The organism is Methylopila jiangsuensis (assembly GCF_027922305.1).
GTDB lineage: Bacteria > Pseudomonadota > Alphaproteobacteria > Rhizobiales > Methylopilaceae > Methylopila > Methylopila jiangsuensis.
Map to the genome: position 1 here is coordinate 633,872 of NZ_BSFK01000016.1, position 20,145 is coordinate 654,016.

Annotated in this window: 21 protein-coding genes; 7 read left to right on the forward strand and 14 right to left on the reverse strand. The window is 69.6% G+C overall.

From position 1 onward, the window contains the following. Positions 1-31 precede the first annotated feature (31 nt). Positions 32-346, forward strand: coding sequence for a DMT family transporter (locus PKE85_RS15830; RefSeq protein WP_271205729.1), 315 nt, complete (start codon positions 32-34; stop codon positions 344-346). A gap of 22 nt (positions 347-368) precedes the next feature. Here PKE85_RS15830 and PKE85_RS15835 read toward each other — a convergent pair whose 3' ends face one another. From PKE85_RS15835 to PKE85_RS15870, 8 genes are all read right to left on the reverse strand, one after another. Continuing rightward, the gene (locus PKE85_RS15835) at positions 369-563 is read right to left on the reverse strand and encodes a hypothetical protein (RefSeq protein WP_271205730.1); all 195 of its coding nucleotides are present in this window, start codon (positions 561-563) and stop codon (positions 369-371) included. 99 nt (positions 564-662) lie between these two features. After that, positions 663-1,544, reverse strand: a complete 882-nt coding sequence (locus tag PKE85_RS15840) for a 3-hydroxybutyryl-CoA dehydrogenase (protein WP_271205731.1) — start codon at positions 1,542-1,544, stop codon at positions 663-665. A 130-nt stretch (positions 1,545-1,674) separates the two neighbouring features. Beyond that, entirely contained in the window at positions 1,675-2,616 is a 942-nt protein-coding gene (locus tag PKE85_RS15845) for an electron transfer flavoprotein subunit alpha/FixB family protein (RefSeq protein ID WP_271205732.1), read from the reverse strand. 3 nt (positions 2,617-2,619) lie between these two features. Next, positions 2,620-3,369 (reverse strand): electron transfer flavoprotein subunit beta/FixA family protein, encoded by a 750-nt coding sequence (locus PKE85_RS15850; protein ID WP_271205733.1) that lies wholly within the window; start codon positions 3,367-3,369, stop codon positions 2,620-2,622. A gap of 199 nt (positions 3,370-3,568) precedes the next feature. After that, positions 3,569-5,044: a chromosomal replication initiator protein DnaA gene (gene dnaA, locus PKE85_RS15855; RefSeq protein ID WP_271205734.1), complete on the reverse strand. Its 1,476-nt coding sequence runs from the start codon at positions 5,042-5,044 to the stop codon at positions 3,569-3,571. Positions 5,045-5,120: 76 nt separating this feature from the next. Next, complete coding sequence (locus tag PKE85_RS15860; RefSeq protein WP_271205735.1) at positions 5,121-5,564, reverse strand: rhodanese-like domain-containing protein; 444 nt, start codon at positions 5,562-5,564, stop codon at positions 5,121-5,123. A gap of 674 nt (positions 5,565-6,238) precedes the next feature. Beyond that, positions 6,239-6,505, reverse strand: coding sequence for a 30S ribosomal protein S20 (gene rpsT / locus PKE85_RS15865; protein ID WP_271205736.1), 267 nt, complete (start codon positions 6,503-6,505; stop codon positions 6,239-6,241). Positions 6,506-6,638: 133 nt separating this feature from the next. Continuing rightward, positions 6,639-7,982, reverse strand: a complete 1,344-nt coding sequence (locus tag PKE85_RS15870; RefSeq protein WP_271205737.1) for an ActS/PrrB/RegB family redox-sensitive histidine kinase — start codon at positions 7,980-7,982, stop codon at positions 6,639-6,641. Between the two features lie 169 nt (positions 7,983-8,151). On the opposite strand from PKE85_RS15870, the gene phaZ reads away from it, so the two are divergent. Together phaZ and PKE85_RS15880 are read left to right on the forward strand one after the other, a co-directional pair. Next, a complete protein-coding gene (phaZ, locus tag PKE85_RS15875) occupies positions 8,152-9,825 on the forward strand; it encodes a polyhydroxyalkanoate depolymerase (protein ID WP_428981367.1) in 1,674 nt (557 codons plus the stop codon). Positions 9,826-10,059: 234 nt separating this feature from the next. After that, complete coding sequence (locus PKE85_RS15880; protein WP_271205738.1) at positions 10,060-10,464, forward strand: EF-hand domain-containing protein; 405 nt, start codon at positions 10,060-10,062, stop codon at positions 10,462-10,464. Positions 10,465-10,663: 199 nt separating this feature from the next. Here PKE85_RS15880 and phbB read toward each other — a convergent pair whose 3' ends face one another. Both phbB and PKE85_RS15890 read right to left on the reverse strand, forming a co-directional pair. Continuing rightward, positions 10,664-11,389, reverse strand: coding sequence for an acetoacetyl-CoA reductase (gene phbB / locus PKE85_RS15885; protein ID WP_271205739.1), 726 nt, complete (start codon positions 11,387-11,389; stop codon positions 10,664-10,666). Between the two features lie 108 nt (positions 11,390-11,497). Continuing rightward, on the reverse strand, positions 11,498-12,679 hold the full coding sequence (locus PKE85_RS15890; protein ID WP_271205740.1) for an acetyl-CoA C-acetyltransferase: 1,182 nt from the start codon (positions 12,677-12,679) through the stop codon (positions 11,498-11,500). 326 nt (positions 12,680-13,005) lie between these two features. Between PKE85_RS15890 and phaR the strand changes: the two genes are divergently transcribed. Together phaR and PKE85_RS15900 are read left to right on the forward strand one after the other, a co-directional pair. Continuing rightward, a complete protein-coding gene (gene phaR / locus PKE85_RS15895) occupies positions 13,006-13,584 on the forward strand; it encodes a polyhydroxyalkanoate synthesis repressor PhaR (RefSeq protein ID WP_271205741.1) in 579 nt (192 codons plus the stop codon). 139 nt (positions 13,585-13,723) lie between these two features. Beyond that, a complete protein-coding gene (locus PKE85_RS15900) occupies positions 13,724-13,945 on the forward strand; it encodes a hypothetical protein (RefSeq protein ID WP_271205742.1) in 222 nt (73 codons plus the stop codon). Here the strand turns inward: PKE85_RS15900 and PKE85_RS15905 are convergent. Then, entirely contained in the window at positions 13,920-14,234 is a 315-nt protein-coding gene (locus PKE85_RS15905) for a hypothetical protein (RefSeq protein ID WP_271205743.1), read from the reverse strand. The genes PKE85_RS15900 and PKE85_RS15905 overlap by 26 nt on opposite strands. A 206-nt stretch (positions 14,235-14,440) precedes the next feature. On the opposite strand from PKE85_RS15905, the gene PKE85_RS15910 reads away from it, so the two are divergent. Both PKE85_RS15910 and PKE85_RS15915 read left to right on the forward strand, forming a co-directional pair. After that, the gene (locus PKE85_RS15910) at positions 14,441-16,045 is read left to right on the forward strand and encodes a peptide chain release factor 3 (RefSeq protein ID WP_271205744.1); all 1,605 of its coding nucleotides are present in this window, start codon (positions 14,441-14,443) and stop codon (positions 16,043-16,045) included. A gap of 96 nt (positions 16,046-16,141) precedes the next feature. Next, complete coding sequence (locus PKE85_RS15915; protein ID WP_271205745.1) at positions 16,142-17,809, forward strand: hypothetical protein; 1,668 nt, start codon at positions 16,142-16,144, stop codon at positions 17,807-17,809. A gap of 3 nt (positions 17,810-17,812) precedes the next feature. On the opposite strand, the gene PKE85_RS15920 is transcribed toward PKE85_RS15915, so the two are convergent. The 3 genes from PKE85_RS15920 to PKE85_RS15930 form a co-directional block, all read right to left on the reverse strand. After that, positions 17,813-18,247, reverse strand: coding sequence for a YqaA family protein (locus PKE85_RS15920; protein WP_271205746.1), 435 nt, complete (start codon positions 18,245-18,247; stop codon positions 17,813-17,815). An 80-nt stretch (positions 18,248-18,327) separates the two neighbouring features. Then, positions 18,328-19,194: a metallophosphoesterase family protein gene (locus PKE85_RS15925; protein ID WP_271205747.1), complete on the reverse strand. Its 867-nt coding sequence runs from the start codon at positions 19,192-19,194 to the stop codon at positions 18,328-18,330. Continuing rightward, entirely contained in the window at positions 19,191-20,132 is a 942-nt protein-coding gene (locus tag PKE85_RS15930; RefSeq protein ID WP_271205748.1) for a diacylglycerol/lipid kinase family protein, read from the reverse strand. The genes PKE85_RS15925 and PKE85_RS15930 overlap by 4 nt, the downstream gene beginning before the upstream one ends. Positions 20,133-20,145: the final 13 nt, after the last annotated feature.

The window sequence follows — 20,145 nt, forward strand, 5'->3', positions numbered from 1 at the left end:
TCCCCAGACAACGTGACCGGAGATCCACCCCATGGGATGGACCTATCTGCTGCTCGCGGGCCTGACGGAGATCGTCTGGGCCACCAGCCTGAAATACTCCGAAGGCTTCACCAAACTCGGGCCGACCGTGGTGACGGCGGTCGCGCTCGCCTGCAGCCTGACGCTGCTGGGCCTCGCCCTGAAGACGCTGCCGATCGGACTCGGCTACGCGGTGTGGACAGGAATCGGGGCCGCGGGCGCGACCATCGTGGGCATGATCCTGTTCGGAGACCCGGTGGAGCCGCTGCGGCTCGCCTGCATCGGGCTGATCGTGGCCGGCGTGCTTGGCCTCAAGTTCGTGGCCTGACCTTAAGCGCTCGGGGCGGCCGTCACGCCATCACGTCGACGACCGACCCGACGCCGGCCGGCGTCTGGGCCTTGCTGGTCTCGGCGACCTGCGCCACCAGATTCGCGACCATCTGCTGCTGCTCGTTCGCGATCTTCAGCGCGGCGATGGAGAAGCCGTCGCGGGTCTGCTGCGACTTCGAGGCGACGGCCGAGGCGGCGAGCGAGCTGACGTCCATGGGAGCGATCTCCGGTCGTGACGCCGGAACCATGGCCCTTCGGGATTTAACGCCCCGTTAAGAAGGGTCCGTAAATACCGCCGATTCCAAAAGCCCGAATCAGCGCGTCGGCACCGGCTCCGCGCCGCGGTAGTCGTAGAAGCCGCGCTGGGTCTTGCGGCCGAGCCAGCCGGCCTCGACGTATTTCACCAGCAGCGGGCAGGGGCGGTACTTGGAGTCCGCGAGGCCCTCGTAGAGCACCTGCATGATCGACAGGCAGGTGTCGAGGCCGATGAAGTCGGCGAGCTGCAGCGGGCCCATGGGATGATTGGCGCCGAGCCGCATGGCGGTGTCGATGGCGTCCACCGAGCCTACGCCCTCGTAGAGCGTGTAGATCGCCTCGTTGATCATGGGCAGCAGGATGCGGTTGACCATGAAGGCGGGGAAGTCCTCGGACACCGCCACGGTCTTGCCGAGCCGGTCGATCAGCGCCTTGGCGCTCTCGAAGGTCTCGTCCTCGGTCGCGATGCCCCGGATCAGCTCCACGAGCTGCATCAGCGGCACCGGATTCATGAAGTGGATGCCGATGAAGCGCTCGGGCCGATCGGTGGAGGCGGCGAGCCGGGTGATGGAGATGGACGAGGTGTTGGTGGCCACCATCGTCTCCGGCTTCAGCGCCGGGCACAGCTCCGAGAAGATCTTGCGCTTGATCTGCTCGTCCTCGGTGGCGGCCTCGATCACCAGATCGCAGGCGCCGAGATCGGCGTAGGTGGGCGCCGTGACGATGCGCTCGAGCGCCGCCGCGCGGTCGGCGTCGCTGATGGCGCCCTTGGAGACCTGACGCTTCAGGTTGCCGTCGATGACCTCGCGGGCGGCGGCGAGCCGGTCGGCCGAGATGTCGTTGAAATGCACGTCGACCCCGGCGAGGGCGCACACATGGGCGATGCCGCTGCCCATCTGTCCGGCCCCGATCACGCCGATCTTGCGAATCTCCGTCGCCATCTTCACCGCCTGGCCGTTCCGTCCATCATGCCGTTCCGGCCGCAGCGCGGCCGGAACCTGATTATGTGCTGCGGCGCACAAGAATCCAGCGCCGCAGGCATGCCAGTTCTAGCGCCTCGGAAGGCGGGCGTCACTTGGCCTTGGCGATTTCCGCCTGCAGCTCGGGAGCGACGGTGAAAAGGTCCGCCACCAGCCCGTAATCCGCCACCTGGAAGATGGGCGCGTCCTCGTCCTTGTTGATGGCGACGATGACCTTGGAGTCCTTCATGCCGGCGAGGTGCTGGATCGCGCCGGAGATGCCCAGCGCCACATAGAGGTCGGGCGCCACGATCTTGCCGGTCTGGCCCACCTGCTGGTCGTTCGGGGCGTAGCCTGCGTCCACTGCGGCGCGGCTCGCGCCGATGGCGGCGCCGAAGGCGTCGGCGAGCGGCTCGATCACCTCCTCGAACTTGGCCTTGGAGCCGAGCGCGCGGCCGCCGGAGACGATGACCTTGGCCGAGCCGAGCTCGGGCCGGTCCGACTGGGTGAGGTCCTCGCCCACGAAGGCGGACAGCGCCGGGTCGGAGGCCGCGGCCACGTCCTCGACCGCCGCCGAGCCGCCGTCGCCGGTCGCCTGGAAGGCGGAGGTGCGAACCGTGATGATCTTCTTGGGGTCCGAAGTCTTCACCGTCTGCAGCGCGTTGCCGGCGTAGATCGGGCGCTCGAAGGTGTCCGGCGCCTCGACCTTGGTGATGTCGGAGATCTGCATCACGTCGAGCTTGGCCGCCACGCGGGGCAGGATGTTCTTGCCCGTGGTCGAGGACGAGGCCACCAGCGCGTCATAGGCGCCCATCAGGCCGAGGATCAGCTCGGCGAAGGGCTCGGCCAGGCCGTGGGCGTACTGGTCGCCCGAGGCGACGAGCACCTTCTCGACGCCGGAGAGCTTGGCCGCGGCGTCCGCCGCGCCCTTGGGGGCCTTGCCGGCCACGAGGATGTGGACCGGCGCGCCGAGCGCGATGGCGGCGGTGAGCGCCTTGGCGGTGGCGTCGCCGAGCGCGTCTTCGTGATGATCGGCCAGAAGCAGGGTCGTCATGGTTCAGATCACTCCCGCTTCGGTCTTCAGCTTCTGCACCAGCTCGGAGACCGAGCCCACCTTCACGCCCGCCTGCCGCTTCGGCGGCTCGGAGGTCTTCAGCACGGTGAGGCGCGGCGCCACGTCCACGCCGTAGTCGGCCGCCGCCTTTTCGGCGATCGGCTTCTTCTTGGCCTTCATGATGTTGGGCAGCGAGGCGTAGCGCGGCTCGTTGAGGCGCAGGTCGGTGGTCACCACCGCCGGCAGCTTGAGCGACACGGTCTGCAGGCCGCCGTCCACCTCGCGGGTGACGGACACGGCGTCGCCCTCGGGCGCCACCTTGGAGGCGAAGGTGCCCTGGGGCCAGCCGAGCAGCGCGGCCAGCATCTGGCCGGTCTGGTTGCAGTCGTCGTCGATCGCCTGCTTGCCGAGGATCACGAGGCCGGGCTGCTCCTCCTCCACCACCTTGGCGAGGATCTTCGCCACCGCCAGCGGCTCGACGGTCCCGTCGACCTTCACGAGGACGCCGCGGTCGCCGCCCATGGCGAGGCCGGTGCGGATGGTCTCGGCGGCCTGGGCCGGGCCGATGGACACCACCACCACCTCGGTCGCCTTGCCGGCTTCCTTCAGGCGCAGCGCTTCTTCGACCGCGATCTCGTCGAAGGGATTCATCGACATCTTGACGTTGGCCAGCTCGACGCCCGACCCGTCCGGTTTGACGCGGATCTTGACGTTGTAGTCGACCACTCTCTTGACGGGGACGAGTACCTTCATCGCGTCGATGACCTCGGAACGTGTGTGGCTCTGCCCGGGGCCGCGGCGCCGCAGCCGGCGCGGGCCCCGAAAACCCGCCCGATCAGGGGGGCGGCGGCGGGGAACGCGGCGGACAGTAGGCGTGCTGCGCCTGCGAAGTCAACGCGCCGAAAGGCGGGTCCGAACGCGCCTTTCGAAGGCCCGCGGACCGTCCTTGAGATCAGTCCAGCAGCAGCCGCTTCAGCAGTTCGATCTCGTCCGCAAGCGTCTGGTCCGTGGCCACGAGGCCGTCGATCTTGCGCACCGCGTGCAGCACGGTGGTGTGGTCGCGGCCGCCGAACCGGCGCCCGATCTCCGGCAGCGAGCGCAGCGTCATCTGCTTGGAGAGGTACATGGCGACCTGACGCGGCCGCACCACCGTCTGGGTGCGGCGCGAGGACAGGATGTCCGCCCGGCTGACGTTGTAGTGCTTGGCGACGATGCGCTGGATGTCCTCGATCTTGACCCGCTTCGGCTCCACCTGCCGCACCAGGTCGCGCAGGGCGATCTCGGCCATCTCCACGCTGATCGGCGCGCCGGTCAGGGTGTTGTGGGCGAGCAGGCGGTTGACGGCGCCGTCCAGGTCGCGGCCGTTGGCGGTGACGGTGCGGGCGACGAAGGCGATCACCTCCGCCGGCACGTCGAACTTCGGGTGCAGCGCCCTGGCCGCCGCGACCCGCTCCATCAGGATCTTGGCGCGCAGCTCCTCGTCGAGCGAGCCCATCTCCAGCGTCAGCCCGCCCGCGAGCCGCGAGCGCAGCCGCTCGTCCACGCTTTCGAGTTCGGACGGAGCGCGGTCGGCGGCGACGATCACCTGCTGGCGGCCGTCGAGCAGGGCGTTCAGCGTGTGGCCGAACTCCTGCTGCACCGTCTTGCCCTGCAGGAACTGCAGGTCGTCGATGATCAGCAGGTCGATCGCCCGGAGCCGCTCCTTGAAGGTGAGCGCGGTCTGGGCCTTCAGCGCCGCCACGAAGTCGAACATGAACTTCTCGGCGGTGAGATAGGTCACGCGGCGGCCGGAGGTCTCCACCGCATGGGCGGTCGCCTGCAGCAGGTGGGTCTTGCCGAGGCCGACGGCGGCGTGGATCACCAGCGGGTTGAAGGTGACCGGATCGCCGGGCCGGGCGCGGGCGATCTGCAGCGCCGCGGCGTGGGCGAGCTGGTTGGAGCGGCCGACCAGGAAGGTGTCGAGGGTCAGGCGGCGGTCGAGCGGCGAGCCGTCCAGGCGCCGGCCCTCGCGCGCGGCCGAAGGCGCGGCGGAGCCGGCCGCGGCCGGCGAGGACGCGCGCTCCTCCGGCTCGAAGCGGGGCGCGGGCGCCACCACCACGTCGCCGGCGCTCGCCGCGAGCTTCGGCGCGGCCACCCGCACGCCGAGCGCGATGCGCGCCACCTCCGCGGCCTCCTCGGCCAGCACCGTGGTGATGCGGTCCACGTAATGCGACTGGATCCAGCTCTTCAGGAAGCGCGTCGGCACCGACAGATGGGCCACGCCGTCCTCGACCCGGTCGAGCGCGATGCGCCCGAACCAGCTGGTGTAGACGTCCTCGCCATATTCGGCGCGCAGCCGCTCGGTCGCCCGACGCCAGGCGGCCTCATGCTGGGCGCCGTCCTCGGCGGCCGGGGAGGTCGAGAAACGTTCGGACGAAGCAGGGAGCATCGGACCTCTCCGGGGGTAAAAGGGTCGACGATCGATCGGAAGGGCGAAAGGGAACCGGCGGCGCGTCGGCGCCGCGTCAGTTCTGGATCCAGGGCAGGCCGTCGGCTTTCCAGCCGCCCACATGGCCGCGCTGGCGCTCGCCGTCGAGCGGGCCTTCGAAGCCGTTGACCACGTTGTAGGCGCGGGTCCAGCCGAGCGCGGTCAGGGCCGCCGCCGCCCCCTGGCTGCGGGCGCCGCTGCGGCACAGGAAGAACACCGGCGAGGTCTCGTCGAGGCCCGCGGCCTTCAGCGCGGCGGCGGTCTTCTCCGCGAAGTCCGGATCGATCTGCATGGTGGGGAACGTCTGCCACTCCTGCAGCACGGCGCGCTTGCCGAGCGACGACAGGTCCGGCACGCCGACGAAGGACCATTCCGCGCTGGTGCGCACGTCCACAAGCGCCGCGGAGGCCTCCGCGCTGATCGTCGTCCAGGCGTCCTGGGGGGACACGTCGCCAGCGTAGGAACCGCGCGCTTGAGACATGAAAGGCCCTCGCCGGACTGAGGGTCCGACGCTCCATCGTACGAGGTGACTGCGAAAGCGTCGCCGGGCGCAAAAGACCGATGCCGATCTTTATCGCCGTCCAGGCTATTCAGACAAATTGTGTGGGTGAGAAAACGAGGATGGCTTGAGTCTTAGAGGCGCTATCTTTGTTTTCTCTTGTGAGAACTGCGCTTTCTGCTTTCCCGAAGTGAAAAAGTAGTTAAGGCGTCTCCATGGATTGGAAGATACACAGGGGGTCCGGGGGGCGCAATGGCTGCCGATGAGCGAATCGGTCGCGGTCGGAGCGGGCGGAAGGGAGGCGGTTTCAAGGCCGGCTCTCAAACCTCTGCATAGCCAGCAAAATCGCATTGACGGGGCGGCGCGAAGCAGCTCTCGGGCCCCCCGCAGAATCTTTATCGGGCGCTTCGGAATCCGTCCTCATGGTGTCGGGATTCCGTCATCTCTCCGACGTCTTGCCAGTAAGCCTTTGAGAAACGTAACGTATTTCTGTTCGGGCCGAAGGCGTCGGCGGCCGTGATCGGCGTGATGCGGGATTCCCCGAGTCAAGCCGGATTCTGGCATGCCGCAGCGCGCCGAGGTCGCGCTGCGCGCGGGACGAACGCAAAAAGCCCGGCGCGAGGCCGGGCTTTTCAGCGGGCGATGATTTCAGCCGATCACGCGCTCAGGGCGCGCACCCGGGCCGCGAGGCGGGACACCTTGCGGGAGGCGGTGTTCTTGTGCAGCACGCCCTTCTGGGCGGCGCGCATGATCTCCGGCTCGGCGGCGCGCAGCGCCGTGAGGGCGGCGCCGGACTCGCCGGAGGCGATCGCCTCCTCGACCTTGCGCAGGAAGGTGCGCATGCGGCTGCGGCGGGCGCCGTTGACGGCGGTGCGGCGGGCGATCTTGCGAACGGCCTTCTTGGCCGACGGCGTGTTGGCCATGGGCGTCTTGATCCTTCAGGTCACGGACGCGGCGGGCCGGATGATCCTGGCGCGGCGTCTCGAACAAACGACGAGCGGCGAGCTCATCCGCCCGCCGCGAGTGCCGGTCTCCTAGCAACACTGGCCCTCCGCGTCAACGGCGCGCGTCGGCGAAGGCTTGGTCGCCATTGGCCGCTCCGCCTTCGAAACGCGCGCGGGGCCAGGTCACGCGCACCACCGCGCCGTTTTCGGGCGCGGCGGCGTTGCCGAGATCGAGCTGCGCGCCCGAGCGCTCCAGCAGGGTCTTGGCGATGAAGAAGCCCAGGCCCAGCCCGCCCGCCTCGGCGTCGTGGCCGTGGTCGGAGGAGCGGGTGGAGACGTAAGGCTCGCCAAGCCGGGACAGCACCTCGGGCGCGAATCCCGGCCCGTCGTCGGCCACCTCGATCGCCACTTCGCGCTCGTCCCACCGCACGGCCAGCCGCACCCGGCTCTCGGCGAAGTCCACCGCGTTCTCCACGATGTTGCCGAGGCCGTAGAGCACGCTCGGGTTCCGCCGCCAGGACGGCGCCGAATCGGGTTCGCCCTCGAACGCCGCCTCCAGCGCGACGCCGAAGTTGCGGTGCGGAGCCACGATCTCCTCGAGCAGATGGCGCATGGTCAGAAGGTCGAACGGCGCGTCGTGCTCGTCGAGCGAGGTCAGCTTCTTGAGGATGTCGCGGCAGCGCGCCACCTGCTCCCGCAGCAGGGCGATGTCCTCGGCGTGAGGGCCGGGGGTGAGCGCCCGCTCCAGCTCCTTGGACACCAGAGCTATGGTGGCGAGCGGGGTGCCGAGTTCGTGGGCGGCGGCGGCGGCGAGTCCGTCGAGCGCCGACAGGTGCTGCTCGCGCGCCAGCACCAGCTCTGTCGCGGTCAGGGCCTCGCTCAGCTCGCGGCCCTCCTCGGCCACCCGCCACGCGTAGACGCCGATGAAGCACAGCGCCAGCAGCAGCGCGGTCCAGATGCCGGCCACATAGAGCTCGGGGATCGCCAGCGGCTCCGGCGCGCTCCAGGGCAGAGGCCAGCGCCAGACCGAGATCACGGTGGCGGCGCCCATGACGAGGACGCCGAGCGAGGCGGTGGTCGCCGGCGGCAGGGCGGTGGCGGAGATCATGACGGGGGCGAGGAACAGCACCGCGAACGGGTTCTCCAGCCCGCCGGTGAAGAACAGCAGCGCCGCGAGCTGGAGCACGTCGTAGCCAAGCAGCGCCGCCGCCTCGTTCGGGGTCAGGCGATGGGTGGTGGGGTAGCGCAGCCGCAGCGCCACGTTGAGCGCCGCGGACAGCGCGATGGCGGCGAAGCAGGCGCCGATCGGCAGCGGGAAGCCGAGCCCGCCATGCACCACGACCACCGCCGCGCTCTGGCCGGCCACCGCGAGCCAGCGCAGCCGCACCAGCGTGTCGAGCCTCAGGCCGTGGCGGACGACAAGGCGCGGGTCTTGGGAGGAAGCGGTCGAGGCCACGGGACGTCTTTCTGCAGGGGCGAAGCGGCGGTCTATACCGGGTTTGCTATACGGGGCTTGGGCGCCGCGCGCACCGTCGGGAGACGATGGGACCATTGACGCGACGGCGGATCGGCGGAATCGTCGGCGCAAGGGCTATTGCGCCGCAGCATCGCGAAGGATCACTCCCATGGTGCGTGGAACCACGGAAAGCGGCATCGGTCAGTTCGGCGGCGCGCCAGTCTCCACCGACTGGGGCGGCTCAGCCGCCGCCATGCCGCTCTACTGGATGTATGAGGCGGTGCAAAGTTCGCTCGGGCCCGCCCGCGCCATGGCGGAGGCCGGACGCAGCTACTTCAAGAGCCCGGGCAATCCGCTGTCGCAGACACCGTGGGGGCGCAAGGTCAGCGCTCTGTGCGAGGTGTTCGAGCGCGCCACCCGGCGCTACGGCAAGCCGGAGTTCGGCCTGCCCACCACGCTGGTGCGAGGTCAACGCGTGGTGGTGACCGAACGCACCGTGTGGAGCCGGCCGTTCTGCAATCTGGTCCATTTCGACCGGGCGCTGCCGCGCGGCGCCCGCAAGCAGTCGAACCTGCTGATCGTGGCGCCCATGTCCGGCCATTACGCCACGCTGCTGCGCGGCACGGTGGAGGCCATGCTGCCCGACCATGAGGTCTACATCACCGACTGGACCGACGCCCGGCTGACGCCGCTGAGCGAGGGCGCGTTCGATCTGGACGACTACATCGACTATCTGATCTCCATCTTCCACTTCCTGAAGGGCGACTGCCACGTGATGGCGGTGTGCCAGCCGGCGGTGCCAGTGCTGGCGGCGATCGCCCGCATGGAGGCGGAGAACGACCCCTATACGCCGCATTCCATGACGCTGATGGGCGGGCCGATCGACACCCGGGAGAACCCGACCGCGGTTAACCAGGTGGCGATCGACCGCGGCATCGACTGGTTCCGCTCCAACGTCATCACCATGGTGCCCTGGCCGCATCCGGGCGTGATGCGGCAGGTCTATCCGGGCTTCCTGCAGCTCACCGGCTTCGTGTCCATGAACCTCGACCGGCATCTCTCTGCCCACAACGACTTCTTCAACCACCTGGTGGAGGGCGACGGCGACTCCGCCGAGAAGCACCGCGAGTTCTACGACGAGTATCTCGCCGTCATGGACCTCACCGCGGAGTTCTACCTGCAGACGGTGGACACGGTGTTTATCCGCCACGCCCTGCCGAAGGGCGAGATGACCCATCGCGGCAAGCCGGTGGACTGTTCGAAGATCACCCGCTGCGCGCTGATGACGGTGGAGGGCGAGCGCGACGACATCTCCGGCGTCGGCCAGACCAAGGCGGCGCACACGCTGTGCTCCAGCCTCTCCGACGACAAGCGCGCCCATTACCTGCAGGAAAAGGTGGGCCATTACGGCGTGTTCAACGGCTCGCGCTTCCGGGCCGAGATCGCGCCGCGCATCCACGACTTCATCCTGTCGAACGAGCCGGGGCTCGCCCGCGCCCAGCCCGCGGCGAAGCCGGCGCCCCAGCCGGCCGAACCCGTGACGCCCGCGGACGCGGCGGCGCCGGATCTGTTCCCGGAGACGGCCGCCGCCGCCGTGGCCGCGAAACCCGCGCCCGCCGAGCCCGGCAGGCATGCGGACGACCTGACCCGGATCGACGGCGTCGGCCCGAAGCTGCAGCAGCTGCTGAACGAGGCGGGCATCTTCCACTTCTGGCAGCTCGCCCGCCTGACCGACGAGGAGCGCGCGGCGCTCGACGCCAAGATGACGCCCCCCGGCCGCGTCAGCCGCGAACGCTGGGTGGAGCAGGCCAGCGCGCTTGCGGAGGCCGGCGAGGCGGATTGACGATCTGAAGCGACTGTTTGAGCGGGTCGAACGGCGGGCGTCTCACCATGGCGTCCGCCGTTTTCCGTTGCGCCGGCCATAGCGGTGCGCGTCCGGCCGAACGACGCCGCGCGCAGGAGCGACCGGGCGTCATATGATCTTTTATTCTTTTCTTATTTTTTAGCTTGCCTTAGATAGCGATTACCGAGGCCGTCGGCCAAAGCGCGGAATGTCTTATTATTTTTGGAGCCTGTCATGAAAACTCTGAGCCTGCTCGCCGGCGCCGCCCTGCTGTTCGCCGTGGCTCCCGCCATGGCGCAGACCATCCCCTCGGGCGCCGATGTGCTGAAGACCTACAACAAGGACGGCGACGACACGCTGGAGCTCGCCGAGGTGATCCACCTCTCCGCCAAGCTCTACAATGAGATCAACCCGGACGGGGATTCGACCCTCGAGCCGGACGAGACCAAGGGCCGCCTGACCGCCTCCGACTGGAAGAAGGCCAACAAGGACGGCGACAAGACCCTCGAGGTCGACGAGTGGCTGTCGATCGCCCGCAAGCGCTTCGCCGCCGCGGACAAGAACAAGGACGGCAAGCTCACCGCCGCCGAACTCGACTCCAAGGCCGGCCGCGGCGTGGTGGTCCTGATCGCCAAGTAAGGCGATCCCGCCGGCGCCGCGCCGGCTCGGAGCCTGTTCGGACATCGCCGCAGCGCGGGATTGAAGCTCCCGTCATGCCTGAGACACGCTTGGGCATGACGCTGGCGCGCTCTTCCATACGGACTCTTGGAATATGAAAAAGCCGCGGCGTCCATGAGGCGCCGCGGCTTTTTCGTCGGTCGTCAGATCCCGCGCGGCGTCAGCCGGCGATGTACTGGCCGCCGTTGATGGTCAGCGTGGAGCCGGTGATGAAGCCGGCCTTGTCGCTCGCCAGATAGACCACGGCTTCCGCGATCTCGTCCGCTTCGCCCAGACGGCCTGCCGGGATGGTGGCGATGATGCTCTCGCGCACCTTCTCCGGCACCGCCATCACCATGTCGGTGGCGATGTAGCCCGGCGCGATCACGTTGACGGTGACGCCCTTCTTGGCGTTCTCCTGCGCCAGCGCCTTGGTGAAGCCGATCACGCCCGCCTTGGCGGCGGAGTAGTTCGCCTGGCCCATCTGGCCCTTCTGGCCGTTGATGGACGAGATGTTGATGATGCGGCCGAAGCCGCGCTCGCGCATGCCGTCGATCACCGGACGGGTGACGGTGAACATGGAGTCGAGGTTGGTGCTGAGCACGTCGCGCCACTGCTCGAACGTCATCTTGTGGAACATGCCGTCGCGGGTGATGCCGGCGTTGTTCACCAGCACGTCGATCGGGCCCACCTCGGCCTCGACCTTGGCGACGCCGGCGGCGGAGGCTTCCGGATCGGCCACGTCCCACTTGAACACGGCGATGCCGTGCTCGGCCTTGAAGGCGTTCGCCTTCTCGTCGTTGCCGGCGTAGGTGGCGGCCACGTTGTAGCCGGCCTTCTTCAGCGCGATCGAGATCGCCTCTCCGATGCCGCGGGTGCCGCCGGTGACGAGCGCCGTTCGAGCCATTCTATCCTCCCAGAAACATATGTGATCGTTCGGGCGCCGTCGTCGCCGCCCGTTGAAGCGTCCGGACCAGCGCCGGCCGCGTCGCGGCCGGCCGAAGCGTGCAAGGCGTCAGTCGCGCGCCACGGTGAGGGCGATGCCCATGCCGCCGCCGATGCACAGCGTCGCGAGGCCCTTCTTGGCGTCGCGCTTGATCATCTCGTGCAGCAGCGTGACCAGCACGCGCGCGCCCGAGGCGCCGATCGGATGGCCGATGGCGATGGCGCCGCCGTTCACGTTCACCTTGGCGACGTCCCAGCCGAGGTCCTTGTTCACCGCGCAGGCCTGCGCGGCGAAGGCCTCGTTGGCCTCGATCAGGTCGAGGTCGTCGATGGACCAGCCGGCCTTCTGCAGCGCGAGGCGCGAGGCCGGGATCGGGCCGGAGCCCATCACCGACGGGTCGACGCCGGCCTGGGCCCAGCTCGCGATGCGGGCGAGCGGCTTCAGGCCCTGGGCCGCAGCCTTGGCGGCGGAGGTGACGACCAGCGCCGCGGCGCCGTCGTTGAGGCCGGAGGCGTTGCCGGCGGTGACGGTGCCGTCCTTGGAGAAGGCGGGACGCAGCTTGGTCATGGCGTCGAGGGTCGCGCCGTGGCGGATGTACTCGTCCTGGTCCACCACCACGTCGCCCTTGCGGGAGGCCACGGTGACCGGGGCGATCTCATCCGCGAAGCGGCCGGCCTTCTGGGCGGCTTCCGCCTTGTTCTGCGAGGCGACGGCGAACTCGTCCTGCTGCTCGCGGGTGATCTGCCACTGCTGGGCCACGTTCTCGGCGGTGGTGCCCATGTGGTAGCCGTTGAAGGCGTCCCACAGGCCGTCCTTGATCATGGTGTCGATGAACTTCAGGTCGCCCATCTTCGTGCCGGAGCGCAGATGCGCGGCGTGGTTGGACAGGCTCATGCTCTCCTGGCCGCCGGCGACGACGAATTCGCTGTCGCCGTTGCGGATCGCCTGGGCGGCGAGCGCCACGGCGCGAAGGCCCGAGCCGCAGACCTGATTGAGGCCCCAGGCCGAAGCCGCGATCGGGATGCCGGCGGCGATCGACGCCTGCCGGGCCGGGTTCTGGCCCTGTCCGGCGGTCAGCACCTGGCCGAGGATGGTCTCGGAAATCTGGCCGGCCTCGACGCCGGCGCGCTCCAGCGCGGCCTGGATCGCGACCTTGCCGAGCTCATGGGCGGGGACGGTGGCGAAGGCGCCGTTGAAGGAGCCGACCGGGGTGCGCGCGGCTCCCACGATGACGACGTCGGTCTCGGCCATGCTCAGTCCTCCGGGCTTCATGTCAGGTCGCTGCGCCGCAAGATCGCGGCGGGGTGGTCGAGTTATCGGAACCGGGGCTTGACGGCGTCAAGACAACCTATGTCGATTTGCGCGAGACCTCGCCCAAAGGCCTAGCCGGAGCGGCGGAAACCCATGCGACACAGGTCTAAGAGTCCTCCGCACTGCACAAAAATCTGGCGGCCGCCCGATTTTCGCCTTACCCTTGAATGGCCCCGGCCATGACAGCATGCGCCGCGGCGCGGGAGGACAGGCCGAGAACGCCGGCCAAGAACGCCGGCGCCAGAAGCCTCAAGCAAGGCGCCAACATGTCGAGTACGTCGGATCCGATCACCATCAAGAAATACGCCAACCGGCGACTCTACAACACGGGCACGAGCACCTACGTCACGCTCGAAGACCTCGCCGCTATGGTCAAGAAGGGCGAGGACTTTCATGTGGTCGACGCCAAGAGCGGCGACGACATCACCCATCAGGTCCTGACGCAGATCATCTTCGAGCAGGAAAACAAGGGGCAGAACCTTCTCCCCATCACCTTCCTGCGCCAGTTGATCCGCTTCTACGGCGACAGCGTGCAGAGCTTCGTGCCGAAGTATCTGGAGCTGTCCATGGGCGCTCTGACCCGCGACCAGGACAAGATGCGCGCGACCCTCGGCGCCTTCGGCGGCGCGTCGTTCCAGAGCGCGGTCGAGGAGCAGATGCGCGTCAACGCCGCCATGATGGAGCGCGCGTTCCGCATGTTCACGGCGTTCCCCGGACAGGCGGAGCCCGCCGCGGCCGAGACCCCGGCCCGCGCCGAAGACAAGGCGGGCGACCTGGACGAACTGCGCCGGGAAATGGCGGAGATGCGCGCGCGTCTCGACAAGGTGGCCGGCGAGAAAAACTGACGGCCGGGCCGCGTCCCGCACGAGGCGATCGATCTGATTTTCGTGCGGGTTGCGGCTAAAGTTTCAGATCCGGCCTCTGCCAAACTTAAAAAGCGCTCTAATTGTGGTCCCGCATACGTCTGGCTGGAGCGGGAGCCCGATGCCCTTCATCGTCATGGAGCCCGGCGGCTCACGGTCCTGCCACACGGTGGAGCGGGCGTCCGAAGCGCTGGCGCTCAAGGCCAACCTGCAGGGGAGAAAAGAGCCGCGAACCGTGTTCGTGTTTCGGCTGGACGCCGTGGGTGACAGCGAACTGTCGGCGCTCGCCGAAAGCGAGGGGGACGACGGCGACGGACCTAGCTTGGGAGCGGTTCCGCGATGACGAGGCCGGAGTCGTTCAGCCAGAGATTCCAGCGCGCCACCAGAGCGGCGAGCGCGTGTTCGCGAGACGTGGCCATGCCGCCCAAAGGGTCAACATGCGCTCCGTCGTCGAAGTCCATGCGCCGGAGAGCGAACAACGCCCAGTGCCAGTGGCCGTTTTCTCCGACGCATAGTCCTCCGATGGCCACAAGACGGGAGTATACGGTGACGACGTCGCCGTCGTCTCCGTCGAGATAGGACAACATTTTGAAGACCCCGAATTCACTGTTCTCGGGGGTTAAAACGTCCACGCCTATGTTTCGTTCCGGGACAGGGTTGGAAAACAAGCTGCGCGCTCTAGAGGCCATGCGCGGCTTGCGTCCCGCGCCCGCGCATGCGAGGCATCGGCCCCGGCCGGCGCGGTCCGGCCCGGCGCGACGGCGGCTTGAGACCGGCGCGAGGGGGCCTCAGTCGCCGCGCCCCGACACCCAGCCGCCGAGCGCTTGACGATCCCTCCATGACCGACGCCGCCTTGTCCGCCCCCTCGACCCCGCTCGCCCGCGAGGTCGCGCGGCGGCGCACCTTCGCCATCATCAGCCATCCGGACGCGGGCAAGACCACGCTGACCGAGAAGCTGCTGATGTTCGGCGGCGCGATCCAGCTCGCGGGGCAGGTCAAGGCCAAGGGCGAACGCCGCCGCACCAAGTCCGACTGGATGGGCATCGAGCGCGAGCGCGGCATCTCGGTCGTCACCTCTGTGATGACGTTCGAGTACCGCGACTGCGTGTTCAACCTGCTCGACACGCCGGGCCACGAGGACTTCTCGGAGGACACCTACCGCACGCTGACCGCGGTCGACTCCGCGGTGATGGTGATCGACGCCGCCAAGGGCATCGAGGCGCGCACCCGCAAGCTGTTCGAGGTCTGCCGCCTGCGCGACATCCCGATCGTCACCTTCATCAACAAGATGGACCGCGAGAGCCGCGATCCGTTCGAGATCCTCGACGAGATCGAGAAGACGCTGGCGCTCGACGCCACGCCGCTGACCTGGCCGATCGGCCGCGGCCGCGACTTCGCCGGCACCTACGAGCTCGCCACCGGCCGCATCCGGCTGGTGGATGGCGGCGGCGACGTGGCGGGCACCGGCGAGGATTCGCTCGCGGGCCTCGTGTCGCCGGAGCGGGCCGCGGAGACGCAGGAGGAGCTGGAGCTGGCGCGCGGGGCGCTGAAGCCGTTCGAACTGGACTCGTTCCGGGAGGGCCATCTGACGCCGGTGTTCTTCGGCTCCGCGCTGCGCAATTTCGGCGTGCGCGACCTGCTGGACGGCCTCGCCGATCTCGCGCCCGCTCCGCAGGGGCTTGAGGCGGACAAGCGGGCGGTGAAGCCGGAGGAGGAGCGCATGACCGCCTTCGTCTTCAAGGTTCAGGCCAACATGGACCCGAACCACCGCGACCGCATCGCCTTCGCCCGGCTGTGCTCGGGCAAGCTCACCCGCGGCATGAAGGCCCGGCTGACGCGCACCGCCAAGACCATCGGCCTGCACGCGCCGCAGTTCTTCTTCGCCCAGGACCGGCAGCTGGCCGAGGAGGCCTTCGCCGGCGACGTGGTGGGCATCCCCAACCACGGCCTGCTGCGCATCGGCGACACGCTGACCGAGGGCGAGGACATCGCCTTCCTGGGCGTGCCGAGCTTCGCGCCGGAGATCCTGCGCCGGGTTCGGCTCGAGGACGCCATGAAGGCCAAGAAGCTGAAGCAGGCGCTGCAGGAGCTGGCGGAGGAGGGCGTGGTGCAGGTGTTCCGTCCGTTCGACGGCTCGCCGGCGCTGGTGGGCGTGGTCGGCCCGCTGCAGCTCGACGTGCTGACCGACCGGCTGAAAAGCGAATACGGCGTGGAGGTCGGGTTCGAGCAGAGCCAGTTCGCGCTGGCGCGCTGGGTTTCGGCGGCGAAGAAGAGCGATCTGGACGAGTTCCTGGCCGGAAACCGCTCCAGCCTCGCGGAGGACCTCGACGGCGATCCGGTGCTGCTGGCGGGCTCGGCCTTCCAGATGAACCGGGCGCAGGAGCGCTGGGGCAACGTCGCCTTCACCGACATCAAGGACGTGCGCAAGCCGCCGTCGGCCTGAACCGGTCCGTTTACGGTCCGGCCATTCGGGACCGTTACGATGGCGCCCATGAGGAGCGCGCCACTCGGGCTCCCCGGAGGCCGGACGGCGTGGACCATGCGTGACATCTCGAACGGCGCGCGCGCGCCATGGGCGGCGCTGGCGGTCGCCCTGGTCGCTGTCGTCTACGGCGCGGTCTGGAGCCTCTTCCCGCACATCTCCGCCGGCGCGGTCGCGAACGATCTGCTGTTTCTGGAGGACGGCGCCCGCCGCCTCGCCGCCGGCCTAGCGCCCCACGCGGAGTTTCACCTTCCGACCGGGGTCCAGCCCTATCTCGGCTATCTGTGGGCCACGCGGCTTTGGCCGGGCCTGCCGCCGCTCATGGGCGCGCAGCTGGTCGGCTTTCTGCTGCTGGCGCCGCTGCTGATCGCCGCAATGGCGCGGGCGCCGGGCCGCGTCGCCGCGCTCGCCCTGCTGGGGCTGACCGCGCTCGTGACGCTGGCGCCCATCGACCTGTTCATGTCGGACTTCTACGGGATCTCGTTCCACGCCAGCTACAACCGGCTGGCGAGCGGGCTGGCGCTGGTCTGGTTCGCGCTCGTCTTCGGCCGGGGGACGCGGTCGGCGGCGGTGGACGGCGGCCTTATGGCCTATGCGCTGCTGCTGGGCTTCTTCCTGAAGATCGTGACGCTCGGCGTGATCCTCGCGCCGGTTCTGGCGCTGGCCGTGTTCCGAGCGGACTGGCGCAAGATCGCGGCGCTGGGGCTCGCGCTCGCAGCCGTGGCGCTGGCGGCGCTGGAGGCGTCGACCGGAATCGTCTCGGCTTACGTCGGCGACATCCGGGAGATGAGCGCGGTCAATTCCGGCCGCGCGATCTATTTCTTCGCGTCCTTCATCTTCAAGACCTTCTTCGCGCAGGCCCTGCTCGGCCTGCTGATCGCGGCGAGCCTCTGGGAGCGTTTCAGCGATGCGCGGGCGCGGAAGCTGACGCTTTGGGGCGCGGCGGAGGCGCTCGCCACGCCGCTTGCGGTCGCCGCCGGGGCGCTGGCGCTCGACCTGCAGGAAAGCCAGGCCACCGGCGGCCTCGGCTTCGTGGCCGCGGCGGGCCTGCTGTTCGCGCCGGGCCTGATCGGCGGCGCGTCCCGGGGCGCGAAGCTGGCGGCGGCCTCCGCGCTCGTCACCCTGACGGCCGGCGCGCTCGCCGTGCTGGCGTTCCAGATCGCCGCGGCCTCTGCGCTGAACCGGCTCGGGGCTCCGATCGCGGTGGAGATGGTCCAGCGCTACCTGCCGGGCGCCACCGTGGCCGAAGGCCTGCTCAGGCCGCAGGAGGCGCAGGCCGCGCTGTGGGGACTTGAGGGCGAGACGGGCGATGCCGCCCGCCGGATCGCCGCCGACGGCGTGCGGCTGTCGGATCACACGCTCTATCTGGCGCAGTGGCGCACGGTGGACGAGGCGCTGAAACGCCTGCCCGCGGGGGAGGCGGCGTCGTTCGGCCGGGTCATGACGCTGTCCGGCGTCGACCTGTTCGGGCTGGCGCTCGACGCGCGGCCGGCGGTGGGAACGTGGATCGTGCATGACGTGGGCCGCACCGTGGCGCCCATGACGCCGGAGCAGGCGCGGGCCTATCTCGCCGGCGCGGACACGGTGTTCGAGCCCACCTGCCTGATCGTGCAGGCGCCGGGCGCGGAGCCCATGACGCCGTGGTTCGCGGCGACGCTTAAAGCCGAATTCGAGGCCCGGCCGCTGACGCCGTGCTGGACGCTGCACCGCCGCGTCCTGCGCTGAGGCTCAGGCGGCGGTGACGGCCAGCGCCAGCAGCACGTAGCGCCCGACCTTCGCCAGCGTGACCAGCGCCAGGAAACTCCCCAGCGGCTCGCGCAGCATGCCGGCCACGAGGGTGAGCGGGTCGCCGATGATCGGCGCCCAGCTCAGGAGCAGCGACCAGCGGCCGAACCGGCGATACCAGCCGGCGGCGCGGTCGAGGCCTGCGGGCGAGACCGGAAACCAGCGCCGGCCGCTGAACCGCTCCACCTCACGCCCCAGCCGCCAGTTGATCAGCGCGCCCAGCACGTTGCCGAGGCTCGCCACCGCCACCAACGCCCAGACCGGCTGCCGCCCCAGCGCGATCAGCCCGGCGAGCGCGGCCTCGGACTGGGCGGGAAGCAGCGTCGCGGCGAGCAGGGCGGCGAGGAACAGGCCGCCGTAGGCGCCGAAGTCGGTCATGAGGCGGAGATCCGGGGCGTCGCTATGGCGCCCTCATGCCCCAGCCGGCATGGCGCATCCAGCGCTTTCGGCGGACGGCGTCAGCCGAGGCCGGCGGGCGAGTGGTCCCGGCCGGCGATCTCCGCCACCTCCGGCGGCCCGCTCCAGGCCGTGTGAGGCGCGCCCTGAAGCCGGCGTGGGGCCACGTCCCAGCGCTCGCCGGTCCAGGCCCGCACCTCCAGCTCCACCACGCCGTCCTTGGCCACGGTGAGGCGGTGATAGGCGTTCGGCTCGCCCCGGAGCCGGGTGGAGGTGGCGGTGGAGGCCTGGACCACCTTCATGGGGCGGCGGCCTTCGCCGGGGATCTCGTGCACATGCACGTAGCCGCGGTGCAGGTGGCCCGCAAGCACGAGCCGCACATTGTTGCGCAGGAAGCAGGCCACGGCCTCGTCGGCATGGCCGACCACGTCGAGATCGGGCGCGCTTTCGGGCGCGTGCAGCGGATGGTGCGCCACCACGATGCGGGTGAGATGCGGCGGCAGCGCCGCGAGGCGCTTCTCCAGCCGCCGGAGCTGGCGCAGCCCGAACCGCCCCTTCGACCAGTCGAAGCCCCAGGCCATGCGGCGCGCGGTGTTGAGGCCGATGACGGCCACGGTGTCGTCGGTCCAGGTCGGCTCGATCTCGCGGGAGATGAAGCGCCGCCAGCGGGCGTAAGGGTCGAGGAAGCGCTGGGCGAGGTGGATGTAGGTGATGTCGTGGTTGCCGGGCACCGCGAACACGGGGGCCTTCAGGCTGCGCAGGAAGGCGCCCGCGGCGCGGTACTCGTGGCGGTAGGCGTGCTGGGTCAGGTCGCCGGAGACCACCACCAGATCCGGCGGATCGGCGTTGATCTCGGCCCGGAGCGCCTCCACCACCACCGGATCGACCCGGTCGAAGTGAATGTCGGACATATGGACCAGACGGGTCACGGCGCGGCGTTCTCCGTGAGCATGGGCGCGGGCTCGGCGCCGTCGGCGACGCGCGGGGCCAGCACCTTCAACGCCCTCGGCCGGATCACGTAGCGCAGCGGCGGTTTCAGCAGCATGGTCTCGCCGTCGTTCATCACCCGGAGCAGCCGGCGCCGGCTGGTCACGGTGAGCGCCGGCACCTGGTGGGTCTCCAGATCCGCGTCCCGGGTCCAGTCGCCGAGCGCCATGCGGGCCGAAAGCCGCAGCAGCGGCCAGACGCTGAGCCTGCGGGTGGCGTAGAGCGTCAGCTCGCCGCCGTCGAGCCGGGAGCGGGTGAGCACGGAGCCGAAGCCCTCGTCATAGGCGTTGTTCGCCACCACGATCGCCTTGGAGCGCAGCGTCACCGGGCCGTCGCCGAGATCGAGCCCGACACGCATGGGCGGATAGCGATAGAGGCCCTTCAGCCCGGCGGCGACCAGCCGCCACCAGCCGAGCGCGCCCATGTGCTCCCGGCCCTTCTCCCGCCGCTCCGCCAGCCGCGACGGCAGGCCCAGCATGGAGTTGCACAGGAACACATGGCCCGACACTTCGCCCACGTCGATGGCGCGCACCTCCCCGTCCGCCATGGCGGCGATGGCGGCGTCGAGGTCCAGCGGCAGCTTCAGGTCCTTCGCCAGCAGGTTCATGGTGCCGAAGGGCAGGGGCGCGAGCGCGATGTCGGTTCCCGCCAGAATCTGCGCCGCGGCGGCGACGCTGCTGCTCCCGCCCGCCGTGACCACGGCCTCCGCCCCGGAGTCGCGGGCGCGCTCCATGCGCGCGACCACGTCGCCGGAGCCTCCGTCGAAAACGTCGACCACGTCGAAGCCGGAGGCGGAGAGCTTGCCCGCGATCTCCTCCGCCGCGTCGCTCCGCCCGAGCAGGGCCCCGGCGGAGCGGTTGACGACGAGCGCGACCTTCACCTGCCCACCGCCT